Origin of the sequence: Pseudomonas aegrilactucae (assembly GCF_019168305.1) — a bacterium.
In the GTDB taxonomy this organism is placed as follows: Bacteria; Pseudomonadota; Gammaproteobacteria; order Pseudomonadales; family Pseudomonadaceae; genus Aquipseudomonas; species Aquipseudomonas aegrilactucae.
Genome location: NZ_JAHTBI010000008.1, coordinates 82542 through 94737 on the forward strand (window position 1 = coordinate 82542; position 12196 = coordinate 94737).

Here is a 12196-nt window from a genome sequence, read left to right on the forward strand (position 1 = left end):
CGCTTCATGCACTTTCGCTACCACCCAAGCCCCCTTGGCCAGTTGTTGCTGGCCGGCGATGAGCACGGCCTGCACCTGCTGCACATGGACAGCGCGCACCCGTGGGCGCTGGATGAGCACTGGCAGCCGGCGACGGGGCAACTGGACGAGGTGGCGCGCCAGCTGGACGCGTATTTCGAGGGCCGGCGCCAGCGTTTCGAGCTGACCCTGGCACCACGCGGTACCGAGTTCCAGCGCGCGGTCTGGTGGGCGTTGCAACAAATTCCGTATGGCACGACCACCAGCTACGCGCAGTTGGCGAACACCATCGGGCGCCCAAAGGCGATTCGCGCGGTGGGCACGGCCAATGGGGCCAACCCGGTGGCGGTGATCGTGCCGTGCCATCGGGTGATCGGCAGCGACGGCAGCCTGACCGGGTTTGCCGGGGGGTTGGAGCGCAAGCAGCAGTTGCTCCAGCTTGAGGGCGCATGGTTGATCTGACAGACCGCGTCGCGCCCTTGGCCAGCAAGGCTGGCCCCTGCAGGTCCTGCTAGAGCCTTGCGTTGCCCCTGGGCCCGGCAATCGCCCAGATGATCAGCCCCAGCACCGGTAGCAGCAGGATCAGCAAGATCCACAACACCTTGGCCCCGCCACCGGCACCGCTCTTGATCACATTGATGATCGCCCAGATATCCAATGCCAGGATGATCAGGCCCACAAGCCCATTGAACGTAGATCCCATGCCGATACTCCCATGAGTGCACCTGCCACTGAGCGTAGCTGGCTATCGCGGCCATAGAGGCAAAGCGTTCGTCAGCGCTGCACGACCGTGTTTACACTCGACTTTTCGATTTACCGCCCGAGGTCCGCCATGCCCCCCGCCCACAGCCACAGCAGCCCCTCCTCTCCTTCGCTCCGGAGCGCCTGGCTACAGCAGGCGCAAGCCGCCCCCTGGCTAAGCGCCGGGCTGGGCCTGAGCCTGCTGGCAGTACTCGGGTTGCTGCTGGCCAGCGCCTGGAACGCGGTGCACGGCGATAATCAGGACAACCTGCACATGGCCGTACTGGGTGGCCTCGCCGGCTTTGCCGCTACCGCATTGGGCGCAGTGCTGGCGGTGGTGCTGCGCGATGTCAGCGCCCGTTCACAGGACGTGATGCTCGGCTTTGCCGCCGGCATGATGCTCGCCGCCAGCTCCTTCTCGCTGATTCTGCCGGGCCTGGAAGCGGCCCGCGAGATCACCGGCAACGGTCCCTTCGCGGCGTTGACCGTGGTGGTCGGCATGGGGCTGGGGGTGCTGCTGATGCTGGGGCTCGACCGCTTCACCCCGCATGAGCACGAAAGCACCGGCCCCTGCGGCCCGCAATCGGAACGCATCAACCGGGTATGGCTGTTTGTGCTGGCGATCACCCTGCACAACCTGCCCGAAGGCATGGCCATCGGCGTGAGCTTCGCCAACGGTGACCTGAATGTCGGGCTGCCGCTGACCAGCGCGATCGCCATTCAGGACATTCCCGAAGGCCTGGCGGTGGCCCTCGCTTTGCGCGCCACGGGCCTTTCCAACCTGAAGGCGGCGCTGGTGGCGGTGGGCTCGGGGTTGATGGAGCCGATTGGTGCAGTCATCGGCCTGGGCATTTCCACCGGCTTTGCGATTGCCTACCCGGTGAGCATGGGCCTGGCGGCCGGCGCGATGATCTTTGTGGTCTCCCACGAGGTGATCCCGGAAACCCACCGCAATGGCCATCAGACTTCGGCCACCCTGGGCCTGATGGGCGGCTTTGCGGTGATGATGTTTCTGGATACCGCGCTGGGTTAAACGTGTACCGCCACCCGCAGCGCCTCAAGCGCAGGCGCTGCGGCGATACCGACCTCGGCACACAGCTCCAGCACCCGCGGTACGTCATTGCCGTACACCAGCACCATCTGCAACTCGTCATCCAGCAACTGGCTGATGTTCATCAGCGTATAGCCACCGTTTTCCTTGTTCATGCTGCCCATCTGCACCTGGATGCGGTTGAGCGCAGTGAGCGGCTCGACCTTGGCCAGTTGCTTGGGCTTGAGGTTGAAGGCGACGTCCTTGCCGAACGACTCGGTAATCTGCTGGAACAGGTCGTTGTAGGTGTCAGCCTGGAACAGCACGGTCTCGGGCAGGCTACCGACCACTACCCATTCACCCAGCGGGATCGGGAAGCTGTCGTCGTAGTTGATGTCGGGGTTGGCCGCCAGAAACCCTTGCGGGTCGGCATAGGCCTGGGCGGCTTCGTCGGCGATGCGCGCGACCTCGTCTTCGGCCAGGCAGCCAGAGCTGATTTTGCCGATGAGTTCGACCAGTTGGTTTTTCATGAAGGGGCCCTGCGACACGGAAAAAAGTCGCCAAGGATAGCCGCAAACGCCCCAGATGGGTTAACCGGCCAGCGCCTGCAACTGGGCCGCGGTGTCCACTGCACCCATGGTTTGTGCAGCGACCAGCGCAGTGGTGCCCTGGGCATCACGGTGGTTGGGGTTGGCGCCCTTACCGAGCAGGTAGGTGACGATTGCGGTGCGATTGAACATGGCGGCCAGCATCAGCGCGGTGCGCCCGTCTGCCGAGGCACCATCGATCTCGGCGCCCTGCTCCACCAGCAGTTCGATCATGGCCTGGTTGCCTTTGAACGCAGCACCGGCAATCGGTAACTGGCCCTTGTCGTTGGCTATCTGGGGATCGGCGCCATGGGCGAGCAGTACCGACACTGCATCGAGGTGGCCATGGTAGCTGGCCAGCATCAGCAAGGTGTCGCCGTTGCCGTTGCGCAGGTTGACCGGCAGGCCCTTTTCCAGAAGGCGGCCCAGCATGTCCGCGTCGCCCTTGCGTGCACGATCGAACACTTCTTCGGCAAACGCCGCCGCTTCGTCATCGTTCATGGTGGTCGGGGTGTGTTGGTCGGACATAGGGAACCTCCTGGCTGCGATAGAGCCCAAGTCTTTGTCAGGGCAGGCTTCCGGTCAACTGTGGATAACCCATCGCAGCGACAGAGCAAATCTATTGGCGCACGCACCCTGCAAAATGCACTGTGCAAAATGCATGACCATGCACAATGCACGACACCCCTTTTCGATAAAATACATAAGTAACTGTTTTTAAAGGTATTTTTAATTTCAAACGACTGGCACGGTCACTGCAACCATCACTCCATGTCTGCCACACAACAGTCAGGAGCTGATATGGACCTCATCCAGCAAAAATTTGCCTCGGTATTTTCCGCCTACGACGTCACCACCCAGGCCCGCCCCGATGGCGGCGTGCTGCTGACGCTGCGTGCAGCCGACGGCAAGCAGGTCAAACGCTCGATTTCGTATGGCCAACTGCACAGTGCCGAGCAGTTGTCGTGGGCGATCAGCGCGATTCGTCGTGACCTGGCCGAGCAGGCCAGTGAACTGCCGGTGATCTCGATGCTGCAGAGCCAACAGCGGTTTGCGTTGCCAACCTATCGTTGACCGCATCGCGGCCTTCGCTGGCAAGCCAGCTCCCACAACTGCTCCACCGCTCTGAAAACCGGCGTGGTGCGTGGGGGCGCTGGCTTGCCAGCGAATGCAGCGCCGCGCTCAGTCGTCCAACCGCGCAAAACCTTGCGCCACCTTGTCACCGCTCAAGCGGGCAACCAACCCTTGCGGCTGATTGAACAGCCTCACCGCCACGCAATGCGGATTTTCGCCGCCATCGATCCATACCCGCGTACCCGCTGGCACCACGATCAGGTCGCCCTTCTCGCAGTAAACGGCATACACATACTCCCCCGAACGCACACTGATCTGGCCACGTCCGGCCGCGAAGAAACGCACCAGGTCTTCATCGTAGGTGTGCTCGTCGAGCAGCTCGGTGGCCTGCTCACCACGGGTGCTGATGACATCGACGTGGCGATAGCCACGTTCGGTCATCAGCCTGTCGATGGGCCCGCGGTAGGCCGCCAGCACCCCTTCCTGCCCGGTACCTGCCTGCACGGGCGCCTGCGCCGACCAGCGCTCGAACCGCACCCCATGCTCGGCCAGTGTCGCGGCAATGTCTTCAAAGTGGGTCAGCACCTTGTTGGGGATGTCCGGGGTGGACTGGTGATACACGCTCAGGCTGCTCATGGGGCCTTTTCCTCTTTCATTCGAAACGCAATGATAACGGCTGCGGCCAGCGCCGCGATGCTGGCAATACCAAAGGTGGTGGTGGCGCCCAGCGCATTCCAGCTGTAGCCCGAATACAAGGCGCCCAAGGCGCCGCCAGTGCCGGCCAGCGCCGCGTACAACGCCTGGCCCTGGCCCTGCTGACGCGCGCCGAAGCTGCGCTGCACGAAGGCAATCGCGGCGGCATGAAAACTGCCGAACGTGGCGGCATGCAAGAGTTGCGCAACCAGCAGCACGCCCAGGTGCTCGGCAAAACAGCCCAGCAACAACCAGCGCAACGCCGCCAGCACGAAGCTGGCCAACAGCACACGCCGCAACGAGAACCGCGCCAGGATCCAGCTCATGGCCAGGAACATCAGCACCTCGGCCACCACCCCCAGCGCCCACAGCATACCGATGGTGCCACGCAGGTAGCCCAGGCGTTCCAGGTGCAGGGTGAGGAAGGTGTAATACGGCCCGTGACTCAGTTGCATCAACGCCACGCACACATAGAATGCCGCCACACCGGGGCTGGCCAGTTGCTTGAGGAAGCCGCCGCCATTGGCGCGTTCGTGCTGGCCCGGGGGCTGCGCGTTAGGCACCCAGAGGCTGGCCAGCACGATGCCGGCCATGATCACCACCAGCGCCACCGGGTAGATGTCCAGGCTCAGCCATTCGAACAGCCGCCCCAGCGCCACCACAGTCAGGATGAAACCGATCGATCCCCACAGGCGTACCTGGCTGTAGCGCGAGGTCTGGCCCTGCAGGTGCGCCAGGGTGATGACCTCGAACTGCGGCAGCACCGCATGCCAGAAAAACGCGTGCAAGGCCATCACCAGCGCCAGCCAGGCGTAGCTCTTGGCCACGAAGATCAGCGAAAAACTGACCAGCGTGCACAGCGCGCCCAGGCGCACGATCAGCAGGCGCTGCCCACTGCGATCACCCAGCCAGCCCCACAGGTTCGGCGCCACGCAGCGCATCAGCATGGGGATCGCCACCAGCTCGCCAATCCGCGCACTGGAAAACCCTAGGTGATCGAAATACAGCGCCAGAAACGGCGCTGTAGAACCCAGCAAGGCGAAATAGAACAGGTAGAAGCTGGACAACCGCCAGTAGGGAATCGGCGCCACGGCTCAACAGGCCGTGGCGCGAACGTCAGGCAGGCGCATTACAGTTGGCCCAGTACCGGCGTGACAACCCGCACATCGGCGTTCTGGCCGCGGTGGCGCAGCAGGTGATCCATGAGCACGATCGCCATCATCGCCTCGGCGATCGGCGTGGCACGAATGCCCACGCACGGGTCGTGGCGCCCCTTGGTGATCACCTCGACCGGATTGCCATCGACATCGATCGAGCGGCCCGGGGTGGTAATGCTGGAGGTCGGCTTGAGCGCCAGGTGGGCAACGATCGGTTGGCCGGACGAAATGCCGCCCAGGATGCCGCCAGCGTTGTTGCTGAGGAAGCCTTCGGGGGTCAGCTCGTCGCGGTGCTCGGTGCCGCGCTGGGCGACACTGGCGAAACCGGCGCCGATCTCCACGCCCTTGACCGCGTTGATGCTCATCAACGCATGGGCAAGCTCGGCATCGAGGCGGTCGAAGATCGGCTCGCCCAGGCCCGGCATCACGCCCTCGGCCACCACGGTGATCCTGGCACCGACCGAATCCTGGTCACGGCGCAGTTGGTCCATGTAGGCCTCCAGCTCCGGCACCTTGTCCGGGTCGGGGCTGAAGAAGGCGTTGTGCTCTACCGACTCCCAGGTCTTGAACGGGATTTCGATCGGGCCCAACTGGCTCATGTAACCCCGAATGCGAATGCCCTGGCTGGCCAGGTACTTTTTCGCAATGGCACCCGCTGCCACGCGCATCGCGGTTTCGCGGGCCGAGCTGCGACCGCCGCCACGGTAGTCGCGCTCGCCATACTTGTGGTGATAGGTGTAGTCGGCGTGGGCCGGGCGGAACAGGTCCTTGATCGCCGAGTAGTCCTTGGACTTCTGGTCGGTGTTGCGGATCAGCAGGCCGATGGCGCAACCGGTGGTACGCCCCTCGAAGACCCCCGACAGGATCTCGACCTCATCGGGTTCCTGGCGCTGGGTGGTGTGCCGGCTGGTGCCGGGCTTGCGCCGATCCAGGTCGTGCTGCAGGTCGGCCAGCGAAAGCTCCAGGCCGGGGGGGCAGCCATCGACAATGGCGACCAACGCCGGACCATGGCTTTCGCCAGCGGTGGTGACAGTGAACAGCTTGCCGTAGGTATTGCCGGACATGCAGGACGCTCCGCGATCAGCTTTTTAACGGGTGGGTAACAAGCCAATCAGTATACGCAGGGTATACCCTTAGATCACCTGCGACGGCGAACCTAATGCCGCCGGCCGGGTCAAAACGGCACTCCTCTCGATAGTGGCCTGATGATGTTGCGCATGACCGCCCTGCTGTTTCTGCTGTTCACCGGCCTGGCCCAAGCGGCAGCCCCGACGGTGCTGCAACGCCCGATCAGTCTGGATACCGGTGCTGGCACGCTGCACGGCAGCCTGCTGTTGCCGCGCAGCGACACGCCACCGCCGGTGGTGCTGATCATCGCCGGCTCCGGCCCCACCGACCGTGACGGCAACAACCCGGCAGGCGGGCGCATCGACAACCTCAAGCGCCTGGCGCTGCTGCTGGCCAACCAGGGCATCGCCAGCGTGCGCTACGACAAGCGCGGGGTGGCCGCAAGCCGCCCGGCCACCCCGGACGAGCGTAACCTCAGCGTGGAGCGCTACGTGGCCGACGCCGCGGCGTGGGGCCAGAAACTGCGGGCCGATCCGCGCTTTGGCAGGTTGATCATGCTGGGCCACAGCGAAGGCGCACTGATCGCCAGCCTCGCTGCCGAGCAGGCCGGTGCCAGCGCCGTGATCTCGCTGGCCGGCAGCGGTCGCCCGATCGATCAGGTGCTGCGCGAGCAGTTGAGCGACCGCCTGCCGCCCCAGGAGCGCGCGCCGGGTGAGCGCGTGATCGAGCAGCTCAAGGCCGGTCAACTGAGCCCCCAGGTACCGCCAGCCCTGCGCGATGTGTTGCGCCCCAGTGTGCAGCCCTACCTGATTTCGCTGTTTCGCCAGGACCCGGCCGCCGCCTTCGCGCGTCTGCACATCCCAGCCTTGATCGTACAGGGGCGCAATGACGTGCAAGTGGACATCGAAGACGCCGAACGCCTGCACGCCGCCAAGCCGGACGCCGAGTTTGCCCTGATCGACGGCATGAACCACGTGCTGCGCATCAGCCCGCGCGACATGAGTGCGCAGCGCGACAGCTACAGCAATCCGCAACTGCCGCTGGCCAGCGCGCTGGGCGAGCGAATCGTCGCCTTCATTCGTCGATTGCCGGCGGCGTGAAGCGAATTGGCGCAAATTGTGTCTCCAGTCTTGCCTGAAGCGGCCGATAAGCCGGTGCTGGCATCGCCCTTGCGACCAGCCTGCTGCGCACAAGAGGACCGCCGTGATGACCGAAGCCACTCCCCAGGACGCCAAAGACGCGACCGAAGAAGCCCCCGAAGCTGCCCCGCTGCCGTGGGCGGACGTTGCGCCCGAGCATTTCCAGATGCTGCGCCTGGCCCCGCTGCCCACCGACCGCAACCTCGGTGCACGGCCGCTGCGCTTCGTGCAGTACGGTTACGCCGAGCGCCACAGCAAGACCCATAGCCTGTTGCGTATGGAGTTGCGCCTGCCGGGGCAGAAGGTGCGCAAGGAGCAGAACCGCCTGGATATCTGGGTCGACCACGAACTGCACCAGATCAGGATCGGCCCTGACAGCGGCCTGCAGATCGAGCCGGTGAGCCGCGGGCTGGGGCGCTTCCTGCTGTCTCAGGCGGTACAGTGGGTGCAGCGTAAATGGTCGCACTACCGGGTCGAGGGCATGGCCCTGGCCAACAAGGATGCACTCAACGAAGACACGCGCCTGCGCCGTGACCATGTGCTGCGCAGCCATGGCATGGAGGTGGAGTACGCCGATGCCCAGCACCTGAAGGGGCGCTGCGTCGAAGTGCAGGCCGGCCAGCTCAAGGGCGGCTGGAACAGCGACAAGGTGCAGAAGGTGGAGATTCTGGATGCGGCGGGCATGCTGCAGCAGGCCGAACAGAACCTGCAGGAGAAGGAAGCGCAGTTGCGCGAGCGCGACGAGCGTGTCAACAAGTACCGCCGTGAAGACAGCGGGCTACGTTTTACCATTACTTGCCTGGTGGCCTTTGCGGTGTTCCAGGCCGGGTTGCTGATCTGGATTGCCACCAACCGCTAGATGCTTCGCCGGCACGGTCGGCTCCTACAGGAGTCGGTCGTGCCGGCGAAGGGGTCATACCCTCGAGGCGAACACCGCCTGATGCTCGCGGCACTGCTCGGCGGTGAGCATGAACACGCCGTGCCCACCGCGCTCGAACTCCAGCCAGGCAAAGTCCACCTCCGGGTACAGCTGCTGCACATGCACCTGGCTGTTGCCTACCTCGACGATCAGCAAGCCCTTCTCGTTCAGATGGTCCGCCGCTTCGGCCAGCATGCGCCGTACCAGGTCCAGGCCATCCTCACCACAGGCCAGGCCCAGCTCCGGCTCGTGGTGATATTCCTGCGGCATGTCGGCAAAATCCTCGGCGTCCACATACGGCGGGTTGGACAGGATCAGGTCGAAACGCTGCCCTGGCAACCCGGCAAAGCCATCGCCCTGCACGGTGAACACGCGCTCTTCCAGGCCGTGGCGCTCGATGTTCTGGTTGGCCACTTCCAGCGCCTCGAACGACAGGTCGGCCAGCACCACCTCGGCCTCGGGGAACACCTCGGCACTGACGATACCAATGCACCCGGAGCCGGTGCACAGGTCCAGAATGCGAGCCGGCTCGGTGGCCAGCCACGGCTCGAAACGTTTTTCGATCAACTCGCCAATCGGTGAGCGCGGGATCAGCACGCGCTCGTCGACGATGAACGACATGCCGCAGAACCACGCCTCGCCCAGCAGATAGGCGGTGGGCACTCGCTCGTCCACGCGCCGCTTGAGCAGGCGCTGCAGCCTGACCAGCTCGTCGTCTTCAAGACGGCAATCCAGGTAGGCGTCCGCCACTTCCCAGGGCAGGTGCACGGCGCCCAGCACCAGCAGGCGTGCTTCGTCCCAGGCGTTATCGGCACCGTGCCCGAAGAACAGCCCCTGCTCATGGAAACGGCTGACAGCCCAACGAATGTGGTCGCGCAGGGTGCGCAGGCGGGAAGTGATCACGGCAGACTCCTTTAAAGACGACCGCCAATTCTAACAGCCTGTGCGCGAAATGGGCCCGCCAATCGGGCCGTTGAGCGATTCGCGCACATGGCTGCAGGCCACTAACCACGCCTGTTGTACGCGAAGCGATTCACATAAGCGCTCAAGCAGGGGACAATAGGTGAAAAGCCCCACCCAAAGGAGCCCCTGATGTCCGTTCCAACGACGATGTTCCACCTCAGTGGCCGCGGTTACCCGCCGGCCAAGCTGAGCAACGCCAGCCTGGTGATTATCGATGCGCAAAAGGAGTACCTGAGCGGGCCCCTGGCGCTGTCGGGCATGGACGAAGCGGTGGCCAACATCGGCAAGCTGCTCGAGGCTGCACGCAAGGCCGGTCGCCCTGTGGTGCACGTACGTCATCTGGGTACCGTCGGTGGCCTGTTCGACCCCCAGGGGCCGCGTGGCGAGTTCATTCCGGGCCTTGAGCCGCAGGGCGATGAGATCATCATCGAAAAACGCATGCCCAACGCGTTCAAGAACACCACCCTGCACGAGACCCTGCAGAAGTACGGCCATCTGGACCTGATCGTGTGCGGTTTCATGAGCCACTCCAGCGTCAGCACCACCGTGCGCCGCGCCAAGGACTACGGCTATCGCTGCACCCTGGTGGAAGACGGCTGTGCGACTCGCGACCTGCCCTTCAAGGACGGCGTGATACCGGCCGCGCAGATCCAGCAGAGCGAAATGGCGATCATGGCCGACAACTTTGCCTGCGTGGCCCCGGTCAACAGCCTGATCTGACCGCCTGGCAGGCTGCTGGAACCACCGTGGAACATTTGGGTCCAACCCCGGATATCCATAGAGGAAATCGGAATGAAGTTATCCGATGGTTTCGACGCCAAACGCTTGCGCCCCCGCGAGCAACGCAACTGGGGGGCGCGCCTGGCGACCGCCTTTTCGGCGCTGCTGGCGATTTTCGGCGTGCTGCTGAGCATGGCCGGCGTCGCCGGGCTGCTGGGACACGCCCAAGCGTTGGGCGAACTGAACAGCAACCGTGCCAGCGCTGCGGTGGTATTGGGCCTGGGCGTGCTGTTGCTGTATCTGGGCGTGTGGTTCTGGCGGCGCAGCCGTTTGCGCCTGCGCCGTGCCCGCGGGCTCAACCTGTCGCCGCACCTGATGAAGAAACACGATTGACTGCAACCCTGAGGGGAGTCGCGTAAACTGCGCCGCCCAGGCGGAGGCTTACATGCAAGACGACGATTTTTCCCTGTTCAAGAGCCAGATGCACGGCGTCAAGCCGATCCGGCATGATCGCGCCGACACCGGCAAACCCAAGACCGATCGCAAACAGCTGGCCAGCCTGCGCCAGGCCGCCACCGTGCGCAGCGATCAGGCCGTGGTGGACGGCTTGTCCGATCAGTTCGTGATCGACGTGGGCCCGGAAGACGACCTGCACTGGAGCCGCGATGGCGTGCAGGAAAGCCAGATGCGCAAGCTCAAGCTGGGCCAGATCGGTTTCGAAGGCAGCCTGGACCTGCACGGCATGACCGTGGAGAAGGCACGCGAGACGCTGTGGGCCTTTCTCGCTGAAGCCACGCGCTTTGAAGTGCGCTGCGTGCGGGTGACCCACGGCAAGGCGGTACGCCTGGACGGCAAACGCCCGATGATCAAGAGCCACGTCAATACCTGGCTGCGCCAGCACGCCCAGGTACTGGGTTTTACCTCGTGTCAGGCCCGCCATGGCGGGACCGGCGCGGTGTATGTCATGCTCAAGCGAACCATGCTGGAAGGTCGCGACGAGTAACGCCGTGCTTGCAGCGCCGCCACAGCCGCCGTAACCTTCGCGTTTGCGATAAATCTCACAGGTAGATCCATGTCCCTGGAACAGCACTACACCGCGATTCTCGGCCAACTGGGCGAGGATGTTTCCCGCGAGGGCCTGCTCGACACGCCCAAGCGGGCTGCGAAGGCCATGAAATACCTTTGCCGCGGTTATGACCAAACCCTGGAAGAAGTGACCAACGGCGCCCTGTTCAGCTCCGACAACAGCGAAATGGTCCTGGTCAAGGACATCGAGCTGTATTCGCTGTGCGAGCACCACATGCTGCCTTTCATCGGCAAGGCACACGTTGCCTACATCCCGAGCGGCAAGGTGCTGGGGCTGTCCAAGGTCGCGCGCATCGTCGACATGTACGCCCGCCGCCTGCAGATCCAGGAAAACCTCAGCCGCGAAATCGCCGAAGCGATCCAGAAGGTGACCGGCGCGCTGGGCGTGGCCGTGGTGATCGAGGCCAAGCACATGTGCATGATGATGCGCGGTGTAGAGAAACAGAACTCGTCGATGATCACCTCGGTGATGCTCGGCGCATTCCGCGACAACGCTGCCACCCGCAGCGAGTTCCTCAGCCTGATCAAGTAAACGGCCGAGGTTCTTCGAGCCGACCTGCCCAGGTCGGCTTTTTTCATTGTGAGGAGTTGTCATGATCGTCAAAGCACTGCGGGTTGGCCTTGGCCAACTGATCGTCTTCCTCGACTGGATCAGCCGCCCGCGCAAGCTCAAGCGCGACCCCGCCGCCCAGGCGCAGGTCGAGCAGCAAGCCAAGGGCTTGAGCCTCTACCAGTTTCACGCCTGCCCGTTCTGCGTGAAGACCCGCCGCACGTTGCACCGCCTGAACGTGCCGGTGACGCTGCGCGATGCGAAGAACAATGAACAGGACCGCCAGGCCCTGCTCGAGCAAGGCGGCAAGATCAAGGTGCCGTGCCTGCGCATCGAAGAAGACGGCAAGACCACCTGGCTGTATGAGTCCAAGGCGATCATCGCGTACCTGGACCAGCGGTTCGCGGCAGCCTGACGGACATCCTGGCCGTCAAGGCCGGCGCCCACGCGG

The 12196-nt window shown here is 64.1% G+C and carries 17 protein-coding genes; 10 read left to right on the forward strand and 7 right to left on the reverse strand.

The window, feature by feature from the left end; translation table 11 throughout:
* Positions 1 to 6: 6 nt before the first annotated feature.
* Entirely contained in the window at positions 7 to 480 is a 474-nt protein-coding gene (locus tag KUO17_RS02440; protein WP_217973448.1) for a methylated-DNA--[protein]-cysteine S-methyltransferase, read from the forward strand.
* Positions 481 to 529: 49 nt separating this feature from the next.
* Here KUO17_RS02440 and KUO17_RS02445 read toward each other — a convergent pair whose 3' ends face one another.
* Positions 530 to 721 carry a PLDc N-terminal domain-containing protein gene (locus KUO17_RS02445; RefSeq protein WP_217973449.1) on the reverse strand — a complete coding sequence of 64 codons (192 nt, stop codon included), beginning with the start codon at positions 719 to 721 and terminating at the stop codon, positions 530 to 532.
* A gap of 129 nt (positions 722 to 850) precedes the next feature.
* On the opposite strand from KUO17_RS02445, the gene KUO17_RS02450 reads away from it, so the two are divergent.
* The gene (locus KUO17_RS02450) at positions 851 to 1792 is read left to right on the forward strand and encodes a ZIP family metal transporter (RefSeq protein WP_217973450.1); all 942 of its coding nucleotides are present in this window, start codon (positions 851 to 853) and stop codon (positions 1790 to 1792) included.
* Here the strand turns inward: KUO17_RS02450 and KUO17_RS02455 are convergent.
* Positions 1789 to 2319, reverse strand: coding sequence for a hypothetical protein (locus tag KUO17_RS02455; protein WP_217973451.1), 531 nt, complete (start codon positions 2317 to 2319; stop codon positions 1789 to 1791). The genes KUO17_RS02450 and KUO17_RS02455 overlap by 4 nt on opposite strands.
* A 60-nt stretch (positions 2320 to 2379) precedes the next feature.
* The gene (locus KUO17_RS02460; protein ID WP_217973452.1) at positions 2380 to 2904 is read right to left on the reverse strand and encodes an ankyrin repeat domain-containing protein; all 525 of its coding nucleotides are present in this window, start codon (positions 2902 to 2904) and stop codon (positions 2380 to 2382) included.
* 273 nt (positions 2905 to 3177) lie between these two features.
* Between KUO17_RS02460 and KUO17_RS02465 the strand changes: the two genes are divergently transcribed.
* Complete coding sequence (locus tag KUO17_RS02465; protein WP_043862711.1) at positions 3178 to 3450, forward strand: DUF3509 domain-containing protein; 273 nt, start codon at positions 3178 to 3180, stop codon at positions 3448 to 3450.
* A 108-nt stretch (positions 3451 to 3558) separates the two neighbouring features.
* On the opposite strand, the gene KUO17_RS02470 is transcribed toward KUO17_RS02465, so the two are convergent.
* From KUO17_RS02470 to aroC, 3 genes are read right to left on the reverse strand one after another with little or no spacing between them, the layout of a single operon-like run.
* Positions 3559 to 4086: a 1,2-dihydroxy-3-keto-5-methylthiopentene dioxygenase gene (locus KUO17_RS02470; RefSeq protein ID WP_217973453.1), complete on the reverse strand. Its 528-nt coding sequence runs from the start codon at positions 4084 to 4086 to the stop codon at positions 3559 to 3561.
* Positions 4083 to 5234: an MFS transporter gene (locus tag KUO17_RS02475; RefSeq protein WP_217973454.1), complete on the reverse strand. Its 1152-nt coding sequence runs from the start codon at positions 5232 to 5234 to the stop codon at positions 4083 to 4085. Before KUO17_RS02475 ends, KUO17_RS02470 begins: the two co-directional genes overlap by 4 nt.
* Before the next feature lie 38 nt (positions 5235 to 5272).
* On the reverse strand, positions 5273 to 6364 hold the full coding sequence (gene aroC / locus KUO17_RS02480) for a chorismate synthase (protein ID WP_217973455.1): 1092 nt from the start codon (positions 6362 to 6364) through the stop codon (positions 5273 to 5275).
* Between the two features lie 141 nt (positions 6365 to 6505).
* Here aroC and KUO17_RS02485 point away from each other — a divergent pair, with 141 nt between their 5' ends.
* Together KUO17_RS02485 and KUO17_RS02490 are read left to right on the forward strand one after the other, a co-directional pair.
* Positions 6506 to 7468 (forward strand): alpha/beta hydrolase, encoded by a 963-nt coding sequence (locus KUO17_RS02485; protein ID WP_217973456.1) that lies wholly within the window; start codon positions 6506 to 6508, stop codon positions 7466 to 7468.
* Between the two features lie 106 nt (positions 7469 to 7574).
* A complete protein-coding gene (locus KUO17_RS02490; protein WP_217973457.1) occupies positions 7575 to 8366 on the forward strand; it encodes a hypothetical protein in 792 nt (263 codons plus the stop codon).
* A gap of 54 nt (positions 8367 to 8420) precedes the next feature.
* Here the strand turns inward: KUO17_RS02490 and prmB are convergent, their stop codons facing one another.
* Positions 8421 to 9329, reverse strand: coding sequence for a 50S ribosomal protein L3 N(5)-glutamine methyltransferase (prmB, locus tag KUO17_RS02495; protein WP_217973458.1), 909 nt, complete (start codon positions 9327 to 9329; stop codon positions 8421 to 8423).
* A gap of 189 nt (positions 9330 to 9518) precedes the next feature.
* Between prmB and KUO17_RS02500 the strand changes: the two genes are divergently transcribed.
* The 5 genes from KUO17_RS02500 to KUO17_RS02520 all read left to right on the forward strand — a co-directional run bounded on the left by KUO17_RS02500 (position 9519) and on the right by KUO17_RS02520 (position 12160).
* Positions 9519 to 10109: a cysteine hydrolase family protein gene (locus KUO17_RS02500; RefSeq protein ID WP_163943754.1), complete on the forward strand. Its 591-nt coding sequence runs from the start codon at positions 9519 to 9521 to the stop codon at positions 10107 to 10109.
* 72 nt (positions 10110 to 10181) lie between these two features.
* Entirely contained in the window at positions 10182 to 10502 is a 321-nt protein-coding gene (locus KUO17_RS02505; RefSeq protein WP_217973459.1) for a hypothetical protein, read from the forward strand.
* Between the two features lie 52 nt (positions 10503 to 10554).
* Positions 10555 to 11112, forward strand: a complete 558-nt coding sequence (locus tag KUO17_RS02510) for a Smr/MutS family protein (protein ID WP_217973460.1) — start codon at positions 10555 to 10557, stop codon at positions 11110 to 11112.
* Positions 11113 to 11181: 69 nt separating this feature from the next.
* Positions 11182 to 11727 carry a GTP cyclohydrolase I FolE gene (gene folE, locus KUO17_RS02515; protein WP_217973461.1) on the forward strand — a complete coding sequence of 182 codons (546 nt, stop codon included), beginning with the start codon at positions 11182 to 11184 and terminating at the stop codon, positions 11725 to 11727.
* A gap of 61 nt (positions 11728 to 11788) precedes the next feature.
* On the forward strand, positions 11789 to 12160 hold the full coding sequence (locus KUO17_RS02520; protein ID WP_217973462.1) for a glutathione S-transferase N-terminal domain-containing protein: 372 nt from the start codon (positions 11789 to 11791) through the stop codon (positions 12158 to 12160).
* Positions 12161 to 12196: the final 36 nt, after the last annotated feature.

Bases quoted from the DNA above. Each gene is read 5' to 3' on its own strand.
- folE (WP_217973461.1), top strand. From the start codon at position 11,182: ATGTCCCTGGAACAGCACTACACCGCGATTCTCGGCCAACTGGGCGAG.
- KUO17_RS02445 (WP_217973449.1), bottom strand. From the start codon at position 721: ATGGGATCTACGTTCAATGGGCTTGTGGGCCTGATCATCCTGGCATTG.
- KUO17_RS02485 (WP_217973456.1), top strand. From the start codon at position 6,506: ATGATGTTGCGCATGACCGCCCTGCTGTTTCTGCTGTTCACCGGCCTG.
- KUO17_RS02455 (WP_217973451.1), bottom strand. From the start codon at position 2,319: ATGAAAAACCAACTGGTCGAACTCATCGGCAAAATCAGCTCTGGCTGC.
- KUO17_RS02490 (WP_217973457.1), top strand. From the start codon at position 7,575: ATGACCGAAGCCACTCCCCAGGACGCCAAAGACGCGACCGAAGAAGCC.
- KUO17_RS02440 (WP_217973448.1), top strand. From the start codon at position 7: ATGCACTTTCGCTACCACCCAAGCCCCCTTGGCCAGTTGTTGCTGGCC.
- KUO17_RS02460 (WP_217973452.1), bottom strand. From the start codon at position 2,904: ATGTCCGACCAACACACCCCGACCACCATGAACGATGACGAAGCGGCG.
- KUO17_RS02450 (WP_217973450.1), top strand. From the start codon at position 851: ATGCCCCCCGCCCACAGCCACAGCAGCCCCTCCTCTCCTTCGCTCCGG.
- KUO17_RS02470 (WP_217973453.1), bottom strand. From the start codon at position 4,086: ATGAGCAGCCTGAGCGTGTATCACCAGTCCACCCCGGACATCCCCAAC.
- KUO17_RS02500 (WP_163943754.1), top strand. From the start codon at position 9,519: ATGTCCGTTCCAACGACGATGTTCCACCTCAGTGGCCGCGGTTACCCG.
- KUO17_RS02505 (WP_217973459.1), top strand. From the start codon at position 10,182: ATGAAGTTATCCGATGGTTTCGACGCCAAACGCTTGCGCCCCCGCGAG.
- KUO17_RS02510 (WP_217973460.1), top strand. From the start codon at position 10,555: ATGCAAGACGACGATTTTTCCCTGTTCAAGAGCCAGATGCACGGCGTC.
- aroC (WP_217973455.1), bottom strand. From the start codon at position 6,364: ATGTCCGGCAATACCTACGGCAAGCTGTTCACTGTCACCACCGCTGGC.
- KUO17_RS02520 (WP_217973462.1), top strand. From the start codon at position 11,789: ATGATCGTCAAAGCACTGCGGGTTGGCCTTGGCCAACTGATCGTCTTC.
- KUO17_RS02465 (WP_043862711.1), top strand. From the start codon at position 3,178: ATGGACCTCATCCAGCAAAAATTTGCCTCGGTATTTTCCGCCTACGAC.